This window comes from Polaromonas sp. UC242_47 (genome assembly GCF_044452385.1).
Classification (GTDB): domain Bacteria; phylum Pseudomonadota; class Gammaproteobacteria; order Burkholderiales; family Burkholderiaceae_C; genus Polaromonas.
This window is the reverse complement of the sequence record NZ_JBIOAO010000001.1, coordinates 2684647-2709187: the sequence shown is the minus strand read 5'-3', so window position 1 is coordinate 2709187 and position 24541 is coordinate 2684647. Positions and strand designations below refer to the sequence as shown.

The window sequence follows — 24541 nt, the reverse complement described above, 5'->3', positions numbered from 1 at the left end:
TTTCAAAAATGGCTTTAAAAGGGGGCGGCTGGCCGTCACTGGATCAGCGCGGCGGCAGAGGTCTTGTGCGAGGCCGTGTCCACCAGCACCAGCGAGCCCAGGATGCGTGAACGCGCATAGGGCAGGGTGGCCAGCGCTTCCTGCAAACTCAGCTCCACATGGCCAATCGCATTGGGCGGCAGTTCGCTGGCGTCTTCCTCGGCGAGGGTGTTGACATCCAGCTTGTGGACGATGCGTTTGACCTTGGCCTTGACCCAGCGGTGGCCTTGCAGCGCCCAGTAGACGCGCCCCGCAACCAGCGGTTCGTCGTCCATCCAGGCGATGGTGGCCGACAGTTCACGCGAGGGGGTAAAGCTGCCCTCGGCCAGCAGCCAGTCGCCGCGCGAGACGTCGACTTCGCGGTCCAGCACAATACCCGCGCTGTGGCCGGCCAGAATGGACTTGGGCTGGCGGGTATGGTCCAGCACCTGGGCCACCACGGCGGTTTGCCCGCTGGGCAACACGGTCACGGTCTGGCCTGGCTGTACACCGCCAGTGGCGACACGGCCCCAGAACACGCGGCGGCCTTGTGAGGTGTCGGCCGACGATGAAAATTTTTCCACCCACTGCACCGGGAAGGCAAACGCCTCGGTGGTTTCCGCGGGGGTGGCCGGCAGGTGCTCCAGCAGTTCAAGCAACGACAAACCTTCATAACCGCACCAACCCGGTTTGGCATCGACCACGTTGTAACCCTTGAGCGCCGACACCGGCACCGTGGCCTTGACCGGGATTTTTGCGGCCTGGGCGAAAGCCTGGAGCGCCGCACTGATGTTGTTGAAGGCCAGCGTGGCGTCTTCCACGGCGTCCAGCTTGTTCACGGCGAAGACGATGGAGGGAACCCGCAGCAGGTTGACCAGCAACGAATGGCGGCGGGTCTGCGGCAGCAGTTCCATGGCCGGGTTGTTCCAGTCCAGCTTGGTGGCATCGACCAGCACCACGGCCGCATCGGCGCTGGAGGCGGCCGTGACCATGTTGCGGGTGTATTGCTCATGGCCGGGCGCATCCCCAATGATGAACTTGCGGCTTTCGGTATTGAAATAACGGTAGGCCACATCGATGGTGATGCCTTGTTCGCGTTCAGCCGAGAGGCCGTCGGTCAGCAAGGCCAGGTCGGTCTCGCCGCCGCGTTGCACGCCGGCCAGGTGGTCTTGCAGCACCGCACGGCTGTCCACCAGCAGGCGGCCGATCAAGGTGCTTTTGCCGTCGTCGACCGAGCCGCAGGTGATGAACTTGAGCGCAGACTTTAAGTCATTTTGGCCTGCAGCCCCCGCTGCTTGTGCGCTACCAGCTATCGAATCAATAGCGTTTGTCGTGCTCATCAGAAGTACCCGTCTTTCTTGCGTTTTTCCATGGAGGCATCGGATGTTTTGTCGTCCATGCGTGTGGCGCCGCGTTCGCTCACGTCGGCGGCCAGTGTTTCGATCACGATTTCGGCCGCCGTGGCGGCCGGGCTGTCCACCGGACAGGTGCAGGTGATGTCGCCCACGGTACGGAAGCGCACGGTTTTTTCAATCACCTGTTCACCCTCGCGTGCCGGTGTGAGTTCGGTCACGGGCACCAGCAGGCCCTTGCGCTCCACCACCTTGCGCTGGTGTGCGTAGTAGAGCGAAGGCAGGGCGATCTGCTCGCGTTCGATGTATTGCCAGACGTCGAGTTCGGTCCAGTTGCTGATCGGGAACACGCGAAAGTGTTCGCCGGGCTGCAGCCGGGTGTTGAACAGGGTCCAGAGTTCGGGCCGCTGGGCCTTGGGCTGCCACTGGCCGAAGCTGTCGCGGTGCGAAAAAATGCGCTCCTTGGCGCGGGCTTTTTCCTCGTCGCGGCGTGCGCCGCCTATCAGCGCATCAAAACGAAACTCTTCAATCGCCTCCAGCAAGGTCACTGACTGGTGCACATTGCGCGACTCGCCGGGATGCGCCAGCCGCACGGTGCCGCGTTTCATGGAGTCTTCGACATTGCGCACAATCAGCTCGGCGCCCAATTCCTTGGCGCGCAGGTCGCGGAAATCGGTCACTTCGTGGAAGTTGTGGCCGGTGTCTATCATCAAGAGCGGATAAGGAATACGGCCCACGCCAAAGGCTTTTTCGGCGCATTTGAGCATGACCAGCGAGTCCTTGCCGCCCGAAAACAGCAGGGTCGGGCGCTCGAAGGCAGCCGCCACTTCACGCAGGATGAAAATCGTTTCCTCCTCGAGCGCGTCGAGGTGGGCGTTGGACAGCCGCGCGATGGAGATAGCCGGGTCGGCTGGCAGCAGGTGGGATGGTGTGCGGGCGTTCATAGGTCAGCGTGGTGGAGCATGGGGAGGCATGGAGAAGGGGCCGTCAGTGCGCAAGGTGCAAGCCGCATTCGCGGTTGTCTTCGCCCTTGGTCGGGTCTACATAGTCGAAGTTGTTGGGCAGGCCGTTGATTTCACAGTACTGGTAAAGGTCCTTGGACGACCAGTGCAGGAGCGGCGCGACCTTGATCAGGCCATCGGGATTGACGCTGACCGGGTCCATATGGGCGCGGACCGCGGTGTCGGTGGCACGCAAGGCCGTGAACCAGACCTGGGGCGCGGTTTCACGCAGGGCGCGGGCAAATGGCTCGAGTTTCACTTCTTCAGTGAAGGCCGCATGGCGTGGATCGTCCAGCGCCGGGGTCGGGCCTTCCACGGCCTCGCGATGCGCACGGGAGCGGCGCGGCAGGTAAATATGCAGGTCCAGCGTGAGCAGCCTGGTCACTTCGTCGGCGAAGCGATAGGTGGCCTCGGTGTTGTAGCCGTTGTCCATCCAGACCACGGGAACGCGGGGATTGGCGCGCGTCACCATGTGCAGTATCACCGCCTCAAAGGGGCGGAAATTGGTGGTGACGATGGCGGGTCGGCCCAGTCCCACGGCCCAGCCCACCAGGCCCTGCGCGTTGTGGCCGAGTTCTGCGTTGATCTTTGCAAGGTCGAGGTTCATGGTGTTCAGGCGGTCGCCGCCTCCTTGAAGTGGGGTTGCACGTCTACCGCATCGCCCTGGTATTTGCCGACGCCGTAGCCGGGGTAGCTGCTCAGCACACGTTGGGCAACGGCCAGGTCCTGGTCGGCACGCAGCACGGCGGTATCAAAACCGCTGCGCTCCATCTGGGCCAACTGGTCCACCAGCACGTCGCCGGTGGCGCGGATTTCACCCTGGAACTCGCGGCGGCGGCGCAGCAGAAAAGCCTGGCTGAAGGCGCGGCCGTCGGTGAATTTTGGGAAAAACAGGTCGATGCGCCGGATGCCGTCCAGCGGGGCTTGGAACGGGTCCGCGTCGTTGGCCAGCACCAGAACGCCGGGGTCTTCGGTTGGCGTGGTCGCGTCGGTAAAAGGCAGTAATTTCATGGGTTTTCCTCAGACGGCTTCGGCGGCGGCGGCAGTGGCAGGAGTGGGAAAGCGTGCGCCCTTGGCTGCATCCTTGAAAGGGTCTATGCCGATGCGGCGCAGTGTCGCAATAAAGGTTTCGCCGGCCTGGCGCTCGCTGCGGTAGGTGTCCAGCACGGCTTCGATAACCTCGGGCACTTCGGCGGCCGAGAACGAGGGGCCCACCACCTTGCCGGGCACGGGCGCACCACTCAGCGTGGAGCCGTCGGAGCCGCCCAGCGAGACCTGGTACCACTCGAGGCCGTCCTTGTCCACGCCCAGGATGCCGATGTGGCCGCTGTGGTGGTGGCCGCAGGAGTTGATGCAGCCGCTGATGTGTAAATCGATCTCGCCCAGGTCATGCAACTCGTCCATGTCCTGGTAACGCTCGGTAATCGCTTCGGCTATCGGGATGGAGCGGGCATTGGCCAGCGAGCAGAAATCGCCGCCGGGGCAGGCAATCATGTCGGTCAGCAGGCGGATGTTGGGCTTGGCAAAACCGGCCTTGCGCGCGGCGCGCCAGAGTTCGGGCAACTCGTCGCAACGCACCCAGGGCAAGAGCAGGTTCTGGTCGTGGGTGACGCGGACTTCGCCAGCGCTGAAACGATCCGCCAGGTCGGCGGCGGTGTCCAGCTGGTCGGCCGTGGCATCACCCGGGGCTTGGCCCAGGCGCTTGAAAGACAGGGTCACGGCACGCAGATCCGGGTTGCGGTGTGGCGCCACGTTTTGTTTGAGCCAGCGGCCAAACTCGATGTCGTCTTCGGCGGCGGCGCGCAGGATGTTGGCGATCTTGGCATCGGCACTTTTGCGGTCGCAGTTGAGCGTGGGCGGAACGAAGGAGGCCGTGACCCGGTCCAGTTCGGCCTGGGTGATGGTGTGCGGTCCACCGTCGTGTTCCAGAATCTGTTGGTACTCGGCCTCGACGTCGTCGATGTAGCGCTGGCCTTCGGCCTTCACCAGGATTTTGATACGCGCCTTGTAGATGTTGTCGCGGCGGCCGTAGCGGTTGTAGACCCGCACGATGGCCTCGATGAAATTCATGATCTGGTGCCAGGGCAGGAACTCGCGGATCACGGTGCCAATCACCGGCGTGCGGCCCATGCCGCCGCCAACCTGGACCTTGAAGCCGAGTTCCCCTTCGGCATTACGAATCAGGTGCAGGCCCACGTCGTGCCAGGCGGTGGCGGCGCGGTCTTCGCGGGCGCCGCTGATGGCGATCTTGAACTTGCGTGGCAGGAAGGCAAACTCCGGATGCAGCGTGCTCCACTGGCGCAGGATTTCGCCGAAAGGCCGCGGATCGGCAATTTCGTCCACCGCAATGCCGGCGCGTTCGTCGCTGGTGATGTTGCGTATGCAATTGCCGCTGGTCTGGATGCCGTGCATGCTGACACTGGCCAGCAAGTCCATCACCTCGGCCGATTTGTCCAGCGGAATCCAGTTGTACTGGATGTTCTGACGCGTGGTGAAGTGGGCGTAGCCAGTCGTCAGCTTGGAGCTGACGGACAGGCCGTTTTTCAGCTTGACGGGGCCGAGCTGGTCCTGCTTGGCCTGGGCTTCCTTGAACAAGGCAGCGTTAGGCTGGTCGTAGTCGCGCGCAATTTTGGCCAGCACACGCACTTGTGCTGTGGACAGTTCGCCATAAGGCACGGCCACACGCAACATGGGTGCATAACGCTGAACATACCAGCCGTTTTGCAGGCGCAGGGGGCGGAATTCGTCTTCCGGCAACTGGCCGGCCTGCCAGCGTGTCAGCTGGTCGCGGTACTGGGCGGCGCGGGCCTTGACAAATTCGCGGTCAAATTCTGTGTATTGGTACATGGCTGTCAGAGATCAAAAATGGATTCAGATGGCGATTAACTTGAGGCCGGCATACGCCAGCAGCAGGGAAAGCAGGGAACGTATCCAGCGGTCGGGGGTGCGGGTGACCAGGCGCGAGCCCAGCCAGATGCCGGGCAGGGAGCCGGCCAGCAACTTGGCCAGCAAAACCCAATCGACGGAGCCGATGGAGGCGTGGCCCAAACCGGCAACCAGGGTCAGCGGCACGGCGTGGGCAATGTCGGCGGCCACAATACGCGGCAGCGGCAGGGCCGGGTAAAGCAGCATCAGCACGATGACACCAATCGCGCCTGCGCCCACCGATGTGAGCGTGACCAGGCAACCAATCACCGCGCCAAACAGCATGGGCAGAGCCCAGTGGCGGGCCTGGGTGGCGGCGGCCAGGTCGGCGGCGGCAATGGCGCGTGGCGCGGCTTTGCCGTAAATGGCTTTGTACAAGGTGGCCGTGGCCGTCAGCAGCAGGGCCACGCCCAGGGTGGTGGTCATCACCGCATGGGCGGCCGGGCTAGCCGGACCGAGTTGCTGCAGCGCATACAAGGTGGCCAGCGAGGCCGGGATGCTGCCCGCCGCGGTTTGGCCGACAATTTTCCAGTCCACCACGCGGGCGCGCGCCAGGCTGACCGTGCCGCCCATCTTGGTGAAGGCGGCAAACAGCAGGTCGGTGCCTATGGCCAGATGGGGCTTGATGCCGAAAAAGAAGATCAGCAGCGGCGTCATCAGCGAGCCGCCGCCCACCCCGGTCAGGCCAACCACCAGGCCCACCGCAAATCCGGCAAATACAAAAGCAAAATCATGCATAAGCCGCAAACTGTAGAAGCCGCGCTTATAAAAACAAACTACAAATTTGTTGTGCGCTTATGCGAATAAGCTTATTCACTAGGCTGCATGCGGGTTCGCCGTGTTTTGAGGGGGTGTGGGCAAACCCCGAGGAAAAAGCGCCACACGCGCCCCGCATAATCCACGGCAAATAACAAGCACGGAGACAGCCGGATCGTGAAACGAATATTCGTCAAATACTACGGGTTCAGTGAGACCGAGCGCCATGCGCTGGACACGGTGTTTCGCCTGTCCGAATCGCGCGAGACGGTGTATTCCGCCTGGACGCCAGAGACCACGGACGCGCCGGACGTGCTGCTGATCGAAGGTGACAGCTGGGAGGCGGCGCTGGCACTGGCCAATCCCGAGCACGATGAACTCAAGCTGGTCTGGGTCGGCGATGATGCGCCCGGGCAGGTGTGGCGGGTGTTTCCCGCCCCGGTCAAATGGTCAGCCCTGATCGAAATCCTGGACGAGGAATTTGCGCCGCTGACTTCGCATGGCTTGTCGCTTGATCTGGACCTGGTGCATGCGGAGGACCTGGAGGTGCATTTCGACGAAGCGGACGATACCGCGCCACAGGAGCTGGAGCCGGCCGTCCCCCAGCGGCGGGTGCTGGTGGTGGATGCCGGGCGCGACGAACGCCTGTACTGGCGCGCCAAGCTGGCGGCCGCCGGCCTGTATGACGTGGATGAAGCGGCCAGCGGGGCCGAGGCGCTGGCCTTGTTGTATGAGCAGCCTTATCACCTGGTCACCGTCGATCTGGGCCTGGCCGACATGGACAGCTGGCAACTGATCAAGGCGGTGGAAGCCAGCAGACCGGTCGTGCCGCATCTGTTTGTCACAGGTTCGGAGCTGGCCTGGCACCAGGGCGTGCGCGCCTGGTTTTGCGGTGCCAAGGTGGCCTTGAAGAAACCTTTGCACCCCGGCCAACTTAAAGAGTTGCTGCAAAATCTATAGCTGCTTGTGCCCGTTCCATAAGGGCTGGAGGCCTAAAAGACTATGAGTGTTGGGCTGCGACCGGGGAAAAGCGCTGCGCCGCCAGCGCCTGCGCCAGGCGTTGTTCCAGCGGCAAGGGTTCACCGTGCAGCCTGGTGGCCAGCAATTCGCCACACAAGACGGCAAAGGTCAAACCACGTGAACCCATGGCGGTGTTGACCCACAGCCCTGGCTGCGCAGCCGCATCCACAGGCCCGACCAGCGGCAGCCGGTCCGGCGAGGCGCAACGTACTCCGGCCCAGGCCTGCGCCGCGCCGTTGCTAAACGCTGTGGCCAGGTGGGCTGCCGTGGTCGGCAGCAAGGTCTGCAGGCGTTCAAAATTGCTTTGCTGGTCTTGTGGTTGGATACGTGTGTGGTCTTGGTCACGCTCGAAGTTGGCGCCGGCCAGCCAGGCCAGGCCTTCGTCGGTCGGCACGGCAGGGATGAAGCTGCCGTGACCATTGACCGGGAACGAAGGAAAGGCCCCGACAGCCATTGTCTCATTCGCAGGCCGTAGCCCCCAGGACACCTGCCCGCGAATCGCCTGCAAAGGCAGACCAACGTCCACCAGCAGGCGGCTGGCGTAACCCGCCGCCAGGACCACCAGGTCGGCCTGCGCCAGGCACAAGCCCTCTGCATCAAAGACCTGCCAGACGCCTGTTGCCACGTCGCGCTGCAAACGTGCGGCCTGGCTGGCACCACGCCAGTGGATGCCAGGCTGCGCCAACAAGGCCTGGACCAAACGCGCGGGTTTGATCCAGCCTGCGCGGTGGTGCCAGCAGGCCGTCCCATCCGCGGTGGTGAGCCCGGCACCGGCCAGTTGCGTGGATCCGGCCGCTTCGCTCCAGTCGCGGCCGGCCGCCGGCCAGTCTGCGGGCAGGCCGGCGCTGCCGTCCAGGCGCCGTTCCAGCACACCGGAGGCTTGCCAGTCGCGGCCGTCCTGCAGCAGCGTCGCCGCCTGCTGCCAGGTGGCACGCACACCGCAGCGTGACAGACGTGAGAGTAGGCTGTCATCGGGGGAAATATGTGGCACCAGCAAGCCGGCCGGCAAACCCGACGCGCCACCGGCCGGCGTCGTTTGGCTGTCCAGCACCTCGACCCGCCAGCCGCGCCGGGCCAGACTGGCGGCCGTGGCCGCGCCGGCCAGGCCGCCGCCTATCACCACACAAGTCGAGGGTGTGACTGTCATGGCAGGTTTGGCCTTGCGTGGCTCCCAGCGCGGATTAAATTCGCCTTGCAGGTTGTCACGTTTGGGCGGCAGGCCAGGTGTTTTTGTGACGACAAAACCGCACTGGGTCAGGCCGTCCAGCACGGCGCGTGCCACGGTCCAGCTCGCGATACGTGTGCCGCGGCGGCAGCAACGCGCGACTGACTTGAGGGTGTGGAGGTCCCAGATGCCGGGGTTTTTGGACGGACTGAAGCCGTCCAGGTAAACCGTGTCGGCTTCAAACACCTGCTCACGCAACACGGCTTTGGTGTCGCCAATACACAGGCTCAAGAGCACCCGGCCTTCCTCAAACACCAGCCTATGCACGCCCGGCAACAAACCCCAGCATTGAGCCTGCAATTGCTCGGCCAACGGCAGCAGTTTCGGATGCGCCATCGCGGCGCGCAACACGTCGGCGGCGCTGGCCGGATGGGCTTCGGTCGCGACAAAATGCAACAGGCGCGGGCGCTGCGGATCGGCCTTCCAGGCCTGCCAGGTGACCAGAAAGTTCAGGCCCAGGCCGAAGCCGGTTTCCAGGATGCGCCACTGCGCTTGACCCGCCCAAGCCGCAGGCAAGCCGCAGCCGCGCAAAAACACTTCACGCGATTGCGCCAGGCCGCCGAGTTCACTGCGATAACGGTCGCCGAAGCGCGGGCTGTAGGGCGTGCCGTCCGCCAGCCATTCGATCACTTCAGACATGTTGGTCAGAAATACGGCAATGAGCGAGGAAAGAGGTCTTCATACAAGCCGGGGCCGCGGAACCGGCTTTGCCGGGCCGCAGGCGCAACGGCCCCCTAGGGGGGCAGCGCAGTACGCGAAGCGACAAGCGTGGGGGCTTAAGGTTGCGTCGGTGGGATGTAACCCTGCACGGCATCGGCGCCATCACCGAAGAAGTGTTTTTCCATCTGCCGCGCCAGGTATTGGCGGGCCCTGGCATCGGCCAGGTTCAGGCGGTTTTCGTTGACCAGCATGGTTTGCTGCTTCATCCATTCCGCCCAAGCTTCCTTGCTGACTTCTTCCCAGAGGCGTTTGCCGAGGGGGCCGGGGTAGGGCGGAAAGTCCAGGCCTTCAGCGTCCCGACCCAGTTTGATGCAATGAACAGTGCGTGCCATATGAGATTCTTTCGTGAAGAAGTATTTATAGATGTTATGGGTATTAAGAACTGAATTTTTATTCGTTCCAGTTTTGAATCAATGCTTCCAGAATCCAGTTTCTTCTTTAAATCGCATGCAAATGCAGCTGGACCCAGAAAGCAGATATGACTACTCGCCGCCATTTTATGAATGTTTCCACCCGCCTGGCATTAGCCGTGGCGCTGGCAGGGTCGGCGGGTGCCGCCTTGGCCCAGAAAGCGCCCGTGAGCTTGCTCAATGTGTCTTACGATCCGACCCGCGAACTCTATGTGGAATACAACGCCGCGTTTGCCAAACACTGGAAGGCGATCGCCGGCCAGGACGTGACCATCAAACAATCCCACGGCGGCTCGGGCAAACAGGCGCGCTCCATCATTGACGGCCTGGACGCCGATGTCGCCACGCTGGCTCTGGCCGGAGACACCGATGCGCTGGTGAAAAACGGCGGCTGGCTGGCGGCCGACTGGCAAAAACGCTTGCCGCACAACGCCTCGCCTTACACCTCGACGATTGTGCTGGCCGTGCGCCAGGGCAACCCCAAAGGCATCAAGGACTGGGACGACCTGATCAAACCCGGCATCAGCGTGATCACGCCCAATCCCAAAACCTCGGGTGGCGCGCGCTGGAACTACCTGGCGGCCTGGGAGTTCGCCAAACGCAAATACGGCAGCGACGCCAAGGCCAAGGAGTTTGTCGCCAAGCTCTACGGCAATGTGCCAGTCCTGGACACCGGTGCGCGGGGCTCGACCATCACCTTTGCCCAGCGTGCCCAGGGCGACGTGTTGATCGCCTGGGAAAACGAGGCCTACCTGCTCGAAAAAGAGTTCGGCGCCAAGTTCGACGTGATCGCGCCGTCCATCAGCATCCTGGCCGAGCCGGCCGTGGCCGTGGTCGATAAAAACGTCGACAAAAAGGGCACACGCGCCGTGGCCGAGGAATACCTGAAGTACCTGTATTCGGAAGAAGGCCAGGACATTGCCGGCAAAAACTTCTATCGCCCGGCCGTGTCGCAAAAGGCAATTGCCAAATACGCCAAACAATTTCCCAAGCTCAACCTGTTCACCATCGACCAGGCCTTTGGCGGCTGGGCCAAGGCGGACAAGGAGCATTTTGCCGATGGTGGCAGCTTTGACCAGATTTACGTCAGGAAATAAGCCGTACCTGCTCCCGCCTTTATTTCCACTGAAGAAAGAAAAACAGCCATGTCCGTGCAGCCTTCCGTGTTGCTTATCGCCGGCAGTCCGTCGGAGTACTCGCGCTCCTCCGGGCTGCTCGACTGGGTCGGCCAGCGGCTGGCCCAGCAGGGCCAGGCGGTGGATCGCCTGCCCATCCGTGAACTGCCGGCCGCCGCCTTGCTGCTGGCCGACTGGACCCACCCCGCCGTGATCCGGGCCATTGACCAGGTGGCCAGGGCCGCAGTGATCGTCGTGGCCACACCGGTGTACAAGGCCGCTTACAGCGGTGTGCTCAAGGTTTTCCTGGACCTGCTGCCGCAAACCGCGCTGAAAGGAAAAACGCTGCTGCCGCTGGCCACAGGCGGCAGCCCGCACCACATGCTGGCGCTGGACTACGCCTTGCGGCCCGTGTTGCAGTCGCTGTCGGCACGCCACATCCTGCCGGGTGTGTACGCCACCGATACGCAGGTACCCCCCATCGGCCGGCGGCGCTTATGCGCCTGGGCCCGATATTTCAACGCGGCTTGACGATGCCATCGCCACGCTGATGCTGGAAAGCTTCCAGTCGCCGGCCACCACCGGCTTCGAGCCCGTGCATTTTTCCAGGGTCCGATGTAGCGTTTGACGCTTGCTCCGCAGGCTGCCTGACGGCCTGCCATAACTCCCAGCTTGACGAATTGATCAACCGCCTGCGCAGGCGGCAGGGGACTGCTTTGCCTGCGCCAACGTTACGAGGACTTTCATGACATTTTTTTCCGCGAATTTTCCAAAACCGACGCCCTTGTGGCGCCGATTCAACCCGCTACAAAACCTGGCGCTGGTCGCGCTGGGGCTGGTGGGCCTGGCCTTGCTGCTCAGCCTGTTGCTGCTGCCCGTGGCCAGGGCGCAAGGCAAGCCCGCGACCGAGCTGCGCATTGGGTACCAGAAAGGCGCCAGCCTGTTTGTGTTGCAAAAAGCCAAGGGCACGCTGGAAAAACGCCTGGCACCGCTGAGCGCCAGCGTCAAATGGGTGGAGTTTCCGGCGGGCCCGCAATTGCTGGAAGGCCTGAATGTGGGCTCGGTGGATGTGGGGTATGTCGGCGAGGCGCCGCCCATTTTTGCGCAGGCCGCAGGGGCCCGTTTTGTCTACATCGGGCATGACCCGGCGGCGCCGCAGGCCGAAGCGCTGGTGGTGCCGAAAGACTCGGTCATCAAAACCGTGGTCGAACTCAAGGGCAAAAAAATCGCGCTGAACAAGGGCAGCAATGTGCATTACCTGCTGGTCAAGCTGCTGGAGAAAAACGGCCTGAAACTCAGCGACGTGCAAACCGTTTACCTGGCGCCGGCCGATGCCCGCGCCGCGTTTGAAAGCAAAAACGTCGACGCCTGGGTGATCTGGGACCCGTTCACCGCCGCAGCTGAAAAAGCCATTGGCGCCCGTGTGCTGGCCGACGGCACGGGGGTGGCCAACAACTACCAGTACTACCTGGGCGAACGCGGTTTTGTGGACAAACACCCCAAGCTGATTGCCGCCTGGTTTGAAGACTCGGTCGAGCAGGGCCGGTGGCTCAAAGCCAATGTGAAGCAGGCCGCCGAGTTGATTGCCCCTTTGCAAGGCTTGCCGGTGGACGTGACCGAGTTGAGCTTGCGGCGTTATGAATTCAAGGTCCAGCCGGTGTCCGACAGCGTGATCGCCGAGCAGCAAAAAATCGCCGACACCTTTTTTGAACTCAAGCTGATCCCCAAGCTCATCGCCGTGCGTGATGCCGCCTGGAAACCCGCGTTTTAACTGCAAAACATTTTCAGGACCACATCCCCATGACTCCTTTCGACTCCTCTTCCTCAGGCGCCGGTTTTTTGCGCCGCCGCTTTCTGCAAATCATGGGCACCACCGCCGCCGGCTGGGGCCTGAGCGGCAACGTGACGGCCCAGCCGGCCAGTTCCAAAGCGGAAAAAGCCCCTGAACAGTTGCGCATCGGTTACCAGAAGTCCGCCGTGAACCTGGTCATTCTCAAGCAGCAGGGTGTGCTGGAGAAACGTTTCCCCAACACCCGTATCCAGTGGGCCGAGTTTCCGGCTGGCCCGCAGTTGCTGGAGGCCTTGTCGGTCGGCAGCCTGGAGTTTGGCCTGACCGGGGACTCGCCACCGGTGTTTGCACAAGCGGCCGGCAAGGACTTGCTGTATGTGGGGGCGGAGCCGCCCAAACCGGACAGCTCGGCAATCCTGGTGCTGAATGGTTCGCCGCTCAAAACCCTGGCCGACCTCAAGGGCCGCAAGATCGCCTTGCAAAAAGGCTCGAGCGCGCATTACCTGCTGGTGCGAGCGGTGGAAAAAGCCGGCCTGTTGTGGAGCGACATCCAACCGATTTATCTGCCGCCCGCCGATGCACGCGCCGCGTTTGAGCGCAAAAGTGTGGACGCTTGGGCCATCTGGGACCCGTTTTACGCCGCCATCGAGTTGGCCATCAAACCACGCGCTTTGGCGACCGGCCGCGATTTGTCCAGCAACAACTCGTTTTACCTGGCGGCGGGCGTTTTTGCGACGCAACACAGCCAGGCCTTGGGGGTGCTGCTGGACGAACTCTCGCGTGCCGACCTGTATGCACAGACCCAGCGCAAGGACACCATCAAGCTGATTTCCAGCTTCAGCGGCCTGGACGCCGGTGTGGTGAGCCTCTTTATTCAGCGCCGGCCCAAGTCGCCGGTGTCGCCGCTGAGTGCCGCCACGGTGGCTGATCAACAACGCGTGGCCGATGCCTTTTTGAAACTCGGACTCATTCCCAAACCCATCAAGGTGGCCGACATCGTCTGGCGGCCCGAGGCCGCCCGCCTAGCCCAACTCGACCGCAAATAAGGAACACATCTCATGCAAGTTTTCTGGTTCATTCCTACCCATGGCGACAGCCGTTACCTGGGCACGGGCGAGGGCGCGCGCGAGGTCAGCCATGACTATCTGAAGCAGGTCGCCGTGGCGGCCGACACCCTCGGTTATGAAGGCGTGCTGATCCCGACCGGCCGTTCCTGCGAAGATCCCTGGGTGGTGGCCGCCAGCCTGCTGCCGGTGACGAAGAAGCTCAAGTTCCTGGTCGCGGTGCGGCCTGGATTGCACCAGCCCAGCCTGGCGGCACGTATGGCTGCCACCTTTGACCGGCTCTCGGGCGGACGGCTGTTGATCAACCTGGTCACCGGCGGCGACCAGGCCGAACTGGAAGGCGACGGTGTTTACCTCGACCACGCCCAGCGTTATGAGCAGTCGGCCGAATTCATCCGGATCTGGCGCGACATTCTGGCGCGCAGCCATGACGGTGAAAGCTTGGATTACCAAGGCCAACATCTGAGCGTCAAAGGTGCCAAGCTGCTGTATCCGCCGGTGCAAAAGCCTTATCCACCGGTGTATTTTGGTGGCTCTTCGCCGGCCGCCCACGAGCTGGCGGCCGAGCAGGTCGATACATATTTGACCTGGGGCGAGCCGCCCGCGGAAGTGGCGAAAAAAGTGGCCGATGTACGGGAGCGCGCCGCCAAAAACGGCCGGACCGTCAAGTTCGGCATACGCCTGCACGTGATCGTGCGCGAGACCGAGGACGAAGCCTGGCGTGCCGCCGAAAGCCTGATCAGCCGGCTCGACGACGACACGGTGATTCGCGCCCAGGCCGCGTTTTCACGCATGGACTCGGAAGGCCAGCGCCGCATGGCGGCTTTGCATGCAGGAGGCAAGAAGCGAAGCCGGGCCGACCTGGAGATCAGCCCCAACCTCTGGGCCGGTGTGGGCCTGGTGCGTGGCGGCGCCGGCACGGCGCTGGTGGGGGATGCGAAAACCGTGGCCGCACGGATCGAGGAATACGCTGGACTGGGGCTGGACACCTTTGTGTTCTCGGGTTATCCGCACCTGGAAGAGGCCTACCGTTTTGCCGAACTGGTGTTCCCGCTGCTGCCGCGCAAGTTGCGTGACAGCTTGTCAGGGCAAGGCCTGAACGGACCTTTTGGCGAGGTCGTGGCCAACGACTATCTGCCGCGGGTGTCGCAAAGCTGAGCCCCAGGAGTATTGATGACAACTTCTTATCCACGTGAAATCCAGGTCACCCCGGTGCCCGATACGGTCGATGCGCCTGGGCTGGGTTTTTTACCATTGGGCGCGGTCCTGAGCGGGCCGCAACTATCTGCTTTTCTGCGAGATGTGGGGCAACGCCTCTTGCCCTGGCTGGTGCCGGTGGGCCTGATCACGCTGTGGCAGCTGGCTTCGGCGCAGGGCTGGCTTTCGACCCGCGTCTTGCCCGCACCACTGGAGGTGATCAAGGCCGCCTGGGCGCTGGCCTTGTCCGGCGAGTTGTGGACCCATGTGAAAGTCAGCGCCGGTCGAGCGCTAGCGGGGCTGGCGATAGGCGGCAGCCTGGGGCTGTTGCTGGGCCTGCTGACCGGGTCGGTGCGGTTTTTTGAAACCCTGCTGGACTCGACCATCCAGATGGTGCGCAACATCCCGGCGCTGGCGCTGATTCCGCTGGTCATCCTGTGGTTTGGCATTGATGAGACGGCCAAAATTTTCCTGATTGCGGTGTCGGTGTTTTTTCCGATCTACATCAACACCTTTCACGGCATACGCAATGTGGACCCCGGCCTGATTGAGATGGCTCGCACCTATGGGCTGTCGCGTGCCCAGCTTTACCGCGAGGTGATATTGCCCGGCGCCTTGCCGTCCATCCTGGTGGGTCTGCGGTTTTCGCTGGGCCTGATGTGGGTGATCCTGATCGTGGCCGAAACCATTTCAGCCCAGGCCGGCATTGGTTACATGACCATGAACGCCCGGGAGTTTTTGCAGACCGATGTGGTGCTGGTCGGCATTCTTTTGTACGCCGCGCTGGGCAAGATCGCCGATCTGCTGGCCCGCGCACTGGAGCGCGGCTGGCTGCGCTGGCATCCCGGTTACCAGACAGCCAAGGCCTGAGGAGCACCCATGACAACAACGACAACATCTTCTGCCCCTGCCGGCGTGCGCCTGGACGTGCACGACGTGCACAAACGTTATGGCCCGCGCGAGGTGCTCAGCCATACCGAGATCACGATTTCACCCGGCGAGTTTGTCGCCATCGTTGGTCGCAGCGGCTGCGGAAAATCCACCTTGCTGCGTCTGGTGGCCGGGCTGGAAAGCCCGAGCACCGGCAGCTTGCGCATTGACGGCGAAGAGGTCACCGGCCTGCGCGAAGACACCCGCATCATGTTCCAGGACTCGCGCCTGTTGCCCTGGCGCCGTGTTTACGACAACGTGGCGCTGGGCCTGCCGCCCGCGCAGCGCTCACGCGCCAAGGATGTGTTGGCCCAGGTTGGTCTGGGCGACCGTGGCGGCGACTGGCCGGCCCGGTTGTCCGGCGGCCAGCGCCAGCGTGTGTCGCTGGCCAGGGCCCTGGTGCACAACCCACGCTTGTTGCTGCTGGACGAGCCACTGGGCGCCCTGGATGCGCTGACCCGCATCGAGATGCATCAGCTCATCGAAGGCCTGTGGCAGCGCAAAGGTTTCACGGCCTTGCTGGTCACCCACGATGTGCAGGAAGCCGTGGCGCTGGCCGACCGCGTGATCCTGATCGAGGACGGGCGGATTGCGCTGGACGAACGCATTGAACTGGCGCGGCCCCGTGTGCGCGGCAGTGCAGCTTTTGCGGCGCTGGAAGCCCGCGTGCTGAACCGCGTGCTCAGCAAGGACGGCCATGAACCAACCAACGAACGCGGCGACCACTCGCTGTTTGCCTCGGTGGCTCAGGTGCGCTGGGCCATCTGATTTTTTATTGTTTTTTAAACCCCAAGGAAACCCATGTCCATTCAAGCCATCAACGTACGCAATCAGTTCAAAGGCAAGGTCAAGGAAATCATTCGCGGTGACGTGATGTCCGAAATCGATGTCGAAACACCGTGGGGCATCGTCACCTCGGTCATCACCACGCGCTCGGTCGATCACCTGGAGCTGGTGATAGGCAGCGACGTCGTGGCGCTGGTCAAGGCCACCGAAGTCTCCATTGCCAAGCTCTGAGCCTTTCGACACCGCTCAAAAATCGCGCCGCCACTCGCAAGCTTCAGCGACCCCATCACCTCAAAGCATCGAGGTCTTCTGGCGCAAGCCTGAGGGTGGCTGCGCGCACGTTTTGCTCGAGGTGATCAATGGATTGCGTCTCAGGGATGGGCAGCATGACAGGCGACTTGGCGAGCAGCCAGGCAATGGACAAGGCGGCATGCGTGACACCGTGCCGCGTGGCGACCTGCTTCACCTTGCCTGCCCGCAGTCCGCATTTGCCACCCAGCGGGTACCAGGGCAGAAAGGCGATCCCCCAGACGTTCGCACGCGGCAAGCACGTCTTCGCTGGTTCGGTCCCGCAAGTTGTAGACGTTTTGAACCGACACGATGGGCGTGATGCGACGTGCCAGTTCGAGCTGCACGACGCTGACGTTCGAGAGGCCGAGATGGCGAATTTTGCCTGCGCGTTGTAAATCCGCGAGCGCGCCAACCGACTCTGCAAAGGACACCTTGGGATCAGGCGCATGCAACTGATACAGATCGATGCGCTCCAGCCGCAAGCGCCGCAGACTGCCTTCGACGGCCAGCCGCAAATGCTCGGGGCGCCCGTCCGCTACCCATGATCGCCGGTTAGGCCGCAGCAAACCACCTTTCGTGGCAATGACCAAACCTGGGTTTCCAAGGCCAGGCATGAACGATTGTTGACCAGGAAATCAACTGGATTGCCGATACGACAACGGGACTTTTCCAGAACGGCATCGAACGCCAACCCGGTTCTTGACAAGTCCTGATTTGATCTCACAATGAATCACGTTTTTGTCATATCCAAAGGTATGGCGAAAACGCTTGTTTTGCCGCATCCATGCACGTTGGCAAGCCAAGCCGACGCCAATCGGGCTTCGCGGCAGATATTGACGTTCAACCGTGTAGGAGATCGCCATGCAGAAAAGAAATTTTTTGGTCAATTCGGCAACCGTGTTGTGCGCCACCGCGCTGCTGCTTTCTGGCTGTACCACCACCCCTATGTCCGGGGCGAACACGTCCGCCAAGAAACAGGAAATCGATACCAGCGTGAATTCCACATTGGCCAGGCTGTCCAGTACGGTGCCCGGTTCGCGTGAACTGGTGAACAAAGCACGCGGCGTGCTGGTCTTTCCCTCCGTGCTGGCAGCCGGCTTGGGAATCGGCGGCGAATACGGCGAAGGCGCATTGCGCGTAGGCGGCAAAACCGTCGATTACTACAGCACGGCGACGGCTTCCTTCGGACTGCAGATTGGCGCGCAATCCAAGGCCGTCGTCTTTGTGTTCATGACGCAGGAGGCGCTGGATAAATTCCGCAGCAGCCAAGGGTGGACGGCCGGTGTCGATGCGTCGGTGGCCGTCATCAAGGCGGGCGCCAACGGCGACGTCGACCTGAACACGGTCACACAACCGGTGAACGTTTTCGTCATGACCAATGCGGGATTGATGGCCAACCTCACCGTGGAGGGTACAAAAATCACCAAGCTGAAGATGTCATAAGGACGATGACGGCGGTGCGCAGTACGCCCGGGTTCGTGTTCAACGTGCGTAGTGCGTCGTCTTGGGTACCCAGGGCGTCCGATCACCCAGATTTCCTGGAACGGCGAGAATGGAAGGAATGCAAACAACCTCTCGTTCTCCCGCCTCGGCTCGCCGCTGGCTTGCTCCCACGGTGCTGGCGATTTTCACCCTTGCGGGTTGCGCCTCCGCACCACCGGCCGAAACCAAGGCGCCGGCGCCATCGGTGGCTGTCGCCAGCCCGACCCCAGCCGTAGCCGGCGAGGTCGAACACGGCCAGAGGTTTGCCCGCTGGGTGGCCGAGTTCAGCACCAGCGCATGCGCAGCCGGCATTGACGAAGCAACGCTACACATCGCATTCGACAAGGTCCGCTTCATCCCGCGCGTCATCGCGTCGGACCGGGCACAACCCGAGTTCACCCGCACCGTATGGGATTACCTCGACGGCGCGCTGTCGGCGCAGCGCATCGCCCGCGGCCAGGACAAGCTGCTGCAATTACGCCCTGACATCGATATCACGACGGCGCGTTACGGCGTTCCGGCTGAGATCCTCGTCGCGATCTGGGGCATGGAGAGTAATTACGGCAGCAACGTCGGCGACATCCCGACCATAGACGCCCTGGCGACGCTAGGCTTCGAGGGCAGACGCGAGGAGTGGGCGCGTGGCCAATTGCTCGCAGCATTGAAAATTTTGCAGAATCGTGACATCACCCGCGCGCAGATGATAGGTTCGTGGGCCGGGGCCATGGGCCAGACCCAGTTCTTGCCCTCTAATTTTCTGGCTTATGCGGTCGATGCCGATGGCGATGGCCGCCGCGACATCTGGGGCAGCGTCCCCGATGTCATGGCTTCGACCGCGAACTTCCTGGCACGCTCCGGCTGGCAAGCCGGCCAGCCCTGGGGGCTTGAGGTGCGCTTGCCGCCGGGATTCGACTACGCGCGTGCCGATGCCGACGTGCGACAGCCGGCGTCCTTCTGGGCGGACCAGGGGGTGCAGGCGATGGATGGCGCGCCGCTGCCGGCGATGGAGGGCGCCTCGATTCTGCTGCCGGCCAGCGCACGCGGGCCGGCCTTCCTGGTCGGACCCAATTTCCGCACCATCCTGCGCTACAACAACTCGACCAGCTATGCGCTCGCGGTCGGCTTGTTGGCGCAAAAGCTGGCTGGCGGCCCCGCGGTGCAGGCACCCTGGCCGCGCGATTTGCAGGCGCTGACACGCAGCCAGTTGCTGGCGCTGCAGACGGCGCTGAATGGGCGTGGCTTCGACAGCGGCACGCCCGACGGCACCATGGGCCCAGCCACGCAACGCGGTATTCGCCAATACCAGCGCAGCCTGGGCCTGCCGGCGGACGGTTATCCAAGCCTGGACCTGCTGCAGCGCCTGCAGTGACAGGGCGGCACCGCGCCTTGATGTTGCTTATTGCCGCGTTTTTGTCCGGCAACCATCCAGCGCCCCGCACACCGCCCCCGAAAACCCGCATGGGCCAGGGCCGTGTCGCCGACTTGAATGGCTCGAAAAAAGATCTCATGCCCACTTTTTGCCAAGTGCCTCCAGCCCCGCTTTTTGCAAATCTTCAGGGCTCATCAACATGCGGAATTTGCAGTCGGCCTGGAAGTTGAGAAAAAAGGGCTCTGAAAAGCTGGACAGGTCCGAGAGCATTTTGATGTCGATCACGAAAATGCCGCCGCGCCTGCCGTCTTGCTCCGTGAAATAAGCCGTCTCCGGCTGGATGGCTTCGAGGATGCGCCCCGGGAGCTTGCCCGACATGCCTATGGCCAGGGCAAACGCGGCGACCACTCGCTGTTTGCCCCGGTCGCCCAGGTCCGTTGGGCCATCTGATTTTTTATTGCTTTTTTAAACCCCCAAGGAAACCCAAGTCGATTCAAGCCATCAACGTACGCAGTTCAAAGGCAAGGTCAAGGAAATCATCCGTGGTGACGTGAGGTCCGAAATCGATGTCGAAACACCGTGGGCATCGTCACCTCGCTCATCACCACCCGCTCGGTCGATCACCTGGCGCTGGCGTCACACGGCGCCAGCGTCTGCCCTTGGATGTGTCTTGCGGCTACAGGCGGGTCGCTGACACCTCCAGGTATTCCGCCTCATAACGGGTCGAGCCATCGGTGGCGAGGTTGTGTTGCGTCCACAGCTGCTCCAGGTCGCTGCGTAAGGCGGCCTGTCCTGCAGCGTCGAGTGCGGCGAAGGCGCGATTCGTGGGGCCGTAGTAACTGCGGTAGAACTCCACAACTTCCGGTGGGCCGAAGGGGTATTGAAACGGATACAGGTATTTGGTCATGCGCAGGTCGGTGATCCCGTCCTGCAGCCGCTCACGCACAGTCGCTTCGTTGCCCCACAACAAGGGCGAGGGCATCAGCGGCGAGGGCGGCACATGTTTGCCAATTGTCTTGAACATCTGGCCGACGAAACCTTCAGGTGTCCAGTTCGCCATGACGATGCGACCCCCCGGGCGGCAGACGCGGATCAGTTCCGCCGCGACACGTTCGGGCCGGGGCGCAAACATCGCGCCTATCAGACTGACCACCAGATCGAAGGTCCCATCCGCAACGGCCAGCATCTCGGCGTCGCCTTCGTTAAAACGGGCGTCCAGTCCCTCGGCCTGGGCGCGAGCGCGGGCCTGTTCAATGGAGTTCAGCGCGATGTCGACACCGGTCACACGGACACCGGCGCGCGCGGCCGGAATAGCGATCTGACCCGCACCGCAGCCCACGTCGAGCATGCGTGTTCCCGGTGCCACCGACAGGCGCTCCAGGAACGTCAGCGCGCCCGGTTCCAGGTACTTGGCAAAGTGTCCGTAGTCGCCGGCCATCCAGGTGGCTTTGAGGCGAACTTTCAGTGATTCCATCTCGGGCGTCATGGTGCTCATGGTTTTCTCCTGAACTGACGTGTTAAAAAAACAGAACTCGGGAAGCCGCCGAACATGTGCGTTCAGCGGCCGCCAGAGGCGAACCGACGGGGAAAGCTTGGGTGCGTCATCAGGAGGCGTAGGTATGGCACCCGCAATCCCACAACCTGGCGAGGTTATTCGGCTGTTGTCGGATCTATCATGGTTCGGACTTGCGACACCTTGTTGGCGGGAAAGCCGCCCAGGCGGGCATGCTCTCGAACCATCGCTTCATTCGGGGCGATGTAGACGCAATAGATCTTGTCGTCGGTCACGTAGCTTTCGACCCATTGAATCGACGGTCCCAGCTCCCGCAGCACATCGCAGGACTTGACGGCTACCCCTTGAAGATCGGCGGTGCTGGACTTTCCAACAGCGGGTATTTCACGTTCGATGACGTACTTGGGCATGTTCATCTCCTTGTGGCGGTTGCGATGGATTTCACTACACGCCGTTGCAACCCATGCGGCTCGTAGCGGCTGGCATCGTAGATTCCTTGTGGCATTGATAGGCTGCGTGATCAGGGGTCAGTTATTGCCGCAACCGATGTAGCAATTGCCCAAGGTTGAAGGTAAGGGGCGGGCTGCTTTTAACGCGTCCCGCTTGACCTCTGGGTGAGGCGGATCTCACGCCCACTTCTTGCCAAGTGCCTCCAGCCCCGCTTTTTGCAAATCTTCAGGGCTCATCAACATGCGGAATTTGCAGTCGGCCTGGAAGTTGAGAAAAAAGGGCTCTGCAAAGCTGGGCAGGTCAGACGGCGTTTTGATGTCGATCACGAAAATGCCGCCGCGCCTGCCGTCTTGCTCCGTGAAATAAGCCGTCTCCGGCCGGATGGCTTCGAGGATGCGCCCCAGGAGCTTGCCCGCCTGGCCATTTCTGACCAGGGTGTTGAAAGGTTCATGGGGGATGTCGACCGTCAATAACATTTTCATGAGGGGTTCTCCTGCTTTTGTTGCGGCAGGTGAAGGCGGTGCCGCACACGCCGTGGGCAAGGGAGCGTCGGGTGTTTATCCCAACTTGCCCAGAATCCCGTTCATTTCCGTCGCCGTGTAGGCGCGCAGGGTTTGCGTGCGGACATTGCCGGCCATGCCTATGGCCAGGGCAAAGGCGGTGGCCGAGGCGTCGTCGGGTGCTTCGATGATGGCCACCACGTCGTATTTCCCCAAGGTCCAGTAAATCTGCGTCATCTTGGCGCCAAACTTCTTGCCGGCCTCCTTGACGGCTTCGGCGCGTTGGGTGGTGTCCTTGACGTTGCGTATGCCTTGATCGGTGAAGTTGGAAAGTGCAATGTAGGTAAGCATTTTGGGTTCTCCGTCCGGGTAGAGGGCCTGACAGACAAACAGGCCAGCAACGGCCCCGTTGTGCTGGCGCAGGGTCACCCGTGCCGGCAGACTGCGCCTGCGTGGCGATCAGGGTGGCGGTGTGTGGCATGCCCGGCAACCCTCTCTCCGAATGACCTCAGCAACAGGCTACTAGCCTCTGCCGGCCACGCCTATGCCCAGAAATGGTGAGTGCTGCTCGCGCGGATTTGGCCTTGTATCAGGCCTCGCCTCCAAATTACTACTAAAACGTCTAACTAATAAATTTATTATTCTTTTGAGGTCTAGGGGAAACCCTGTAAAGTTCCACCTTGTTCCAAAAAAGAGCCCATACGCCTTCACCAGAGATGCGCGCGGCCATGACGGGTTTTCATGATTGAGCTCAAGAGTATTTTTCAAACGTACAAAGGCCCGACCGGGCCGGTTGAGGCCTTGCGAGGCGTCGATTTGCATATCCAGCCGGGCGAAGTCTTCGGCATCATCGGCCGCAGCGGCGCCGGCAAAAGTTCGCTGGTGCGTGTCATCAACCTGCTGAACCGTCCGACCTCGGGCCAGGTGCTGGTGGATGGCCGGGCGCTGACCTCGCTCGACGGTGACGCTTTGCGTGTGGCGCGGCGCGACATCGGCATCATCTTCCAGCACTTCAACCTGCTGTCGTCACGCACGGTGTACGACAACGTGGCCTTGCCGCTGGAGATTGCGGGGCTGTCGCCGCAAGAGATCAAAAAACGTGTCGAGCCCTTGCTGGACCTGGTCGGTCTGACCGCGTTGCGCGATCGTTACCCGGCGCAGATCAGTGGCGGGCAGAAGCAGCGGGTGGGTATTGCCCGCGCACTGGCGAATCGCCCCAAGGTCTTGTTGTCGGACGAAGCGACCTCGGCGCTGGACCCGGAAACCACACGCTCCATCCTGGGCCTGCTCAAGCAGATCAACAAGGAATTCGGCCTGACGATTGTGCTGATCACACACCAGATGCAGGTGATCAAGCAGGTCGCCGACCGCGTGGCGGTGATTGACGCCGGCCGCATTGTCGAAAGCGGCCCGGTGATTGATGTTTTTACCCGCCCCAAACACGAAACCACGCGCAGCCTGATCGCCGAAATCGTGCCGCAGGACTTGCCCGAAAGTGTGCTGGCGCGTATCCGTACCTTGATGAGTGCCGAACACCCCGAACAGGGCCATGAAGGTTGCCTTCTGCGCCTGGCTTTTGCCGGTGATGAGTCGGACCGGCCTTTGTTGTCGGATGTGATTCGCCGTTTTGGCATAGATCTGTCCATCGTGCATGGCCAGATCGACGAAATCCAGGGCAAACCGTTTGGCACGCTGGCGGTGTTTGCGCGTGGTGCGCGCGAGCAACTCAATGCCGCCGTGGCGCATTTGCGCGGTGCCGGTGTCCATGTTGACCAGGTGGGGAGTTAAGCCATGTTCAGTAATTTTTCGCAAGCCCTGTTGGAGCTGTTTGTCAGCTCGCTCTGGGAAACCGTGGTCATGGTCAGCATTTCGGGCCTGGTGGGTGCGCTGATCGGCATTCCGCTGGGTGTGTATTTGCGGCTCAGCGATGACGGCGGCGTCTTGCACAACCCGGTGGCGAACCGCGTGGTGGGCGGCATTGTCAACGCGGTGCGCTCCACACCTTTCATCATCCTGCTGGTGGCCATCATCCCGCTGACGCGGTTTATCACCGGCTCGTCCATCGGGACGGCAGCCGCCGTGGTGCCGCTGACGATTGCGGCGGCACCGTTTGTGGCGCGGCTGGTGGAGGCTTCGCTGCGCGAGGTCGACCATGGCCTGATCGAGGCGGCGCTGGCCATGGGCGCCACCACGCGGCAGATCGTGCTCAAGGTCTTGCTGCCCGAGGCCTTGCCTGGCATCGTGGGCGGCCTGACCATCACCTTTGTGAGCCTGACCGGTTATTCGGCCATGGCCGGCGCGATTGGCGGCGGCGGCCTCGGCGACCTGGGTATTCGTTACGGCTACCAGCGTTTTTTGCCTGAAGTGATGCTGGCCGTGGTGATTGTGCTGATCCTGTTTGTGCAGGCGGTGCAAAGCCTGGGCGACTGGGCGGTGCGGCGGCTGAGCCACAAATGAGCGCGCAGCTTCCGCTAAGCGCTTACCAGCGTTGTTGACGATGCTATATTTTTAATAGCTGCCTGCGCCCGTCCTGTCTGGGCTGGAGCCCTGTTTTTCTTAAGAAACAGGTGCGCAAACGATTTCTCCGATTTTTTTCATTCATTCCCCTGTTATTTCTCAAGAAGGACA

General features: G+C 62.2%; 25 protein-coding genes and 3 pseudogenes. 14 read left to right on the top strand and 14 right to left on the bottom strand.

Annotated features, from left to right (window positions below; all coding sequences use genetic code 11):
• Nucleotides 1–35 precede the first annotated feature (35 nt).
• Genes ACHMXK_RS13200 through ACHMXK_RS13175 form a run of 6 tightly spaced genes read right to left on the bottom strand, consistent with a single transcriptional unit; the run spans nt 36 to nt 6034 of the window.
• Nucleotides 36–1358, bottom strand: a complete 1323-nt coding sequence (locus tag ACHMXK_RS13200; protein WP_397441017.1) for a sulfate adenylyltransferase subunit 1 — start codon at nt 1356–1358, stop codon at nt 36–38.
• Complete coding sequence (cysD, locus tag ACHMXK_RS13195; protein WP_397441015.1) at nt 1358–2314, bottom strand: sulfate adenylyltransferase subunit CysD; 957 nt, start codon at nt 2312–2314, stop codon at nt 1358–1360. The genes ACHMXK_RS13200 and cysD overlap by 1 nt, the downstream gene beginning before the upstream one ends.
• Nucleotides 2315–2357: 43 nt before the next feature.
• Nucleotides 2358–2978: a phosphoadenosine phosphosulfate reductase family protein gene (locus ACHMXK_RS13190; protein ID WP_397441013.1), complete on the bottom strand. Its 621-nt coding sequence runs from the start codon at nt 2976–2978 to the stop codon at nt 2358–2360.
• Nucleotides 2979–2983: 5 nt separating this feature from the next.
• Complete coding sequence (locus ACHMXK_RS13185) at nt 2984–3382, bottom strand: DUF934 domain-containing protein (RefSeq protein WP_397441011.1); 399 nt, start codon at nt 3380–3382, stop codon at nt 2984–2986.
• Between the two features lie 9 nt (nt 3383–3391).
• Complete coding sequence (locus ACHMXK_RS13180; protein ID WP_397441009.1) at nt 3392–5218, bottom strand: nitrite/sulfite reductase; 1827 nt, start codon at nt 5216–5218, stop codon at nt 3392–3394.
• A 24-nt stretch (nt 5219–5242) separates the two neighbouring features.
• Entirely contained in the window at nt 5243–6034 is a 792-nt protein-coding gene (locus ACHMXK_RS13175) for a sulfite exporter TauE/SafE family protein (RefSeq protein WP_397441007.1), read from the bottom strand.
• Nucleotides 6035–6229: 195 nt separating this feature from the next.
• Here ACHMXK_RS13175 and ACHMXK_RS13170 point away from each other — a divergent pair, with 195 nt between their 5' ends.
• Nucleotides 6230–7012, top strand: coding sequence for a response regulator (locus ACHMXK_RS13170; protein WP_397441005.1), 783 nt, complete (start codon nt 6230–6232; stop codon nt 7010–7012).
• 40 nt (nt 7013–7052) lie between these two features.
• Here ACHMXK_RS13170 and mnmC read toward each other — a convergent pair whose 3' ends face one another.
• Nucleotides 7053–8936 carry an FAD-dependent 5-carboxymethylaminomethyl-2-thiouridine(34) oxidoreductase MnmC gene (gene mnmC, locus ACHMXK_RS13165; RefSeq protein WP_397441003.1) on the bottom strand — a complete coding sequence of 628 codons (1884 nt, stop codon included), beginning with the start codon at nt 8934–8936 and terminating at the stop codon, nt 7053–7055.
• A gap of 137 nt (nt 8937–9073) precedes the next feature.
• Nucleotides 9074–9349 (bottom strand): oxidative damage protection protein, encoded by a 276-nt coding sequence (locus ACHMXK_RS13160; RefSeq protein WP_397441001.1) that lies wholly within the window; start codon nt 9347–9349, stop codon nt 9074–9076.
• A 146-nt stretch (nt 9350–9495) separates the two neighbouring features.
• Between ACHMXK_RS13160 and ACHMXK_RS13155 the strand changes: the two genes are divergently transcribed.
• The 8 genes and pseudogenes from ACHMXK_RS13155 to ACHMXK_RS13120 all read left to right on the top strand — a co-directional run bounded on the left by ACHMXK_RS13155 (nt 9496) and on the right by ACHMXK_RS13120 (nt 16539).
• A complete protein-coding gene (locus tag ACHMXK_RS13155) occupies nt 9496–10524 on the top strand; it encodes a sulfate ABC transporter substrate-binding protein (RefSeq protein ID WP_397441000.1) in 1029 nt (342 codons plus the stop codon).
• 48 nt (nt 10525–10572) lie between these two features.
• Nucleotides 10573–11170: pseudogene (gene ssuE / locus ACHMXK_RS13150) on the top strand (NADPH-dependent FMN reductase).
• Between the two features lie 117 nt (nt 11171–11287).
• Nucleotides 11288–12313 (top strand): sulfonate ABC transporter substrate-binding protein, encoded by a 1026-nt coding sequence (locus tag ACHMXK_RS13145; RefSeq protein WP_397440998.1) that lies wholly within the window; start codon nt 11288–11290, stop codon nt 12311–12313.
• A 29-nt stretch (nt 12314–12342) separates the two neighbouring features.
• Nucleotides 12343–13377, top strand: coding sequence for a sulfonate ABC transporter substrate-binding protein (locus tag ACHMXK_RS13140; RefSeq protein ID WP_397440997.1), 1035 nt, complete (start codon nt 12343–12345; stop codon nt 13375–13377).
• 12 nt (nt 13378–13389) lie between these two features.
• The gene (gene ssuD, locus ACHMXK_RS13135) at nt 13390–14553 is read left to right on the top strand and encodes an FMNH2-dependent alkanesulfonate monooxygenase (protein ID WP_397440995.1); all 1164 of its coding nucleotides are present in this window, start codon (nt 13390–13392) and stop codon (nt 14551–14553) included.
• A gap of 15 nt (nt 14554–14568) precedes the next feature.
• A complete protein-coding gene (ssuC, locus tag ACHMXK_RS13130) occupies nt 14569–15462 on the top strand; it encodes an aliphatic sulfonate ABC transporter permease SsuC (RefSeq protein ID WP_397440993.1) in 894 nt (297 codons plus the stop codon).
• 9 nt (nt 15463–15471) lie between these two features.
• Nucleotides 15472–16290: an ATP-binding cassette domain-containing protein gene (locus tag ACHMXK_RS13125; protein WP_397440988.1), complete on the top strand. Its 819-nt coding sequence runs from the start codon at nt 15472–15474 to the stop codon at nt 16288–16290.
• A gap of 33 nt (nt 16291–16323) precedes the next feature.
• On the top strand, nt 16324–16539 hold the full coding sequence (locus ACHMXK_RS13120; RefSeq protein WP_318408646.1) for a molybdopterin-binding protein: 216 nt from the start codon (nt 16324–16326) through the stop codon (nt 16537–16539).
• A gap of 55 nt (nt 16540–16594) precedes the next feature.
• On the opposite strand, the pseudogene ACHMXK_RS13115 reads toward ACHMXK_RS13120, so the two are convergent.
• Nucleotides 16595–17213 (bottom strand): annotated as a pseudogene (locus ACHMXK_RS13115) (aldo/keto reductase).
• Between the two features lie 247 nt (nt 17214–17460).
• On the opposite strand from ACHMXK_RS13115, the gene ACHMXK_RS13110 reads away from it, so the two are divergent.
• Nucleotides 17461–18042: a YSC84-related protein gene (locus ACHMXK_RS13110; RefSeq protein WP_397440986.1), complete on the top strand. Its 582-nt coding sequence runs from the start codon at nt 17461–17463 to the stop codon at nt 18040–18042.
• A gap of 109 nt (nt 18043–18151) precedes the next feature.
• Nucleotides 18152–19450 (top strand): lytic murein transglycosylase, encoded by a 1299-nt coding sequence (locus ACHMXK_RS13105; RefSeq protein ID WP_397440984.1) that lies wholly within the window; start codon nt 18152–18154, stop codon nt 19448–19450.
• A 135-nt stretch (nt 19451–19585) separates the two neighbouring features.
• Here ACHMXK_RS13105 and ACHMXK_RS13100 read toward each other — a convergent pair whose 3' ends face one another.
• Nucleotides 19586–19828: a panthothenate synthetase gene (locus tag ACHMXK_RS13100; protein WP_397440982.1), complete on the bottom strand. Its 243-nt coding sequence runs from the start codon at nt 19826–19828 to the stop codon at nt 19586–19588.
• Nucleotides 19829–19985: 157 nt separating this feature from the next.
• Between ACHMXK_RS13100 and ACHMXK_RS13095 the strand changes: the two are divergent.
• Nucleotides 19986–20083 (top strand): annotated as a pseudogene (locus tag ACHMXK_RS13095) (transporter); the annotation flags it as partial.
• Nucleotides 20084–20126: 43 nt separating this feature from the next.
• On the opposite strand, the gene ACHMXK_RS13090 reads toward ACHMXK_RS13095, so the two are convergent.
• The 4 genes from ACHMXK_RS13090 to ACHMXK_RS13075 form a co-directional block, all read right to left on the bottom strand.
• The gene (locus ACHMXK_RS13090) at nt 20127–20945 is read right to left on the bottom strand and encodes a class I SAM-dependent methyltransferase (protein WP_397440980.1); all 819 of its coding nucleotides are present in this window, start codon (nt 20943–20945) and stop codon (nt 20127–20129) included.
• A 155-nt stretch (nt 20946–21100) separates the two neighbouring features.
• The gene (locus ACHMXK_RS13085) at nt 21101–21373 is read right to left on the bottom strand and encodes a DUF4242 domain-containing protein (RefSeq protein ID WP_397440978.1); all 273 of its coding nucleotides are present in this window, start codon (nt 21371–21373) and stop codon (nt 21101–21103) included.
• Between the two features lie 216 nt (nt 21374–21589).
• The gene (locus tag ACHMXK_RS13080) at nt 21590–21895 is read right to left on the bottom strand and encodes a panthothenate synthetase (protein ID WP_397440976.1); all 306 of its coding nucleotides are present in this window, start codon (nt 21893–21895) and stop codon (nt 21590–21592) included.
• Nucleotides 21896–21970: 75 nt separating this feature from the next.
• Nucleotides 21971–22264 (bottom strand): GYD domain-containing protein, encoded by a 294-nt coding sequence (locus ACHMXK_RS13075; RefSeq protein WP_397440974.1) that lies wholly within the window; start codon nt 22262–22264, stop codon nt 21971–21973.
• Nucleotides 22265–22654: 390 nt separating this feature from the next.
• Between ACHMXK_RS13075 and ACHMXK_RS13070 the strand changes: the two genes are divergently transcribed.
• Together ACHMXK_RS13070 and ACHMXK_RS13065 are read left to right on the top strand one after the other, a co-directional pair.
• On the top strand, nt 22655–23701 hold the full coding sequence (locus ACHMXK_RS13070; RefSeq protein ID WP_397440972.1) for a methionine ABC transporter ATP-binding protein: 1047 nt from the start codon (nt 22655–22657) through the stop codon (nt 23699–23701).
• A gap of 3 nt (nt 23702–23704) precedes the next feature.
• Nucleotides 23705–24370, top strand: a complete 666-nt coding sequence (locus ACHMXK_RS13065) for a methionine ABC transporter permease (protein ID WP_397440970.1) — start codon at nt 23705–23707, stop codon at nt 24368–24370.
• Nucleotides 24371–24541: the final 171 nt, after the last annotated feature.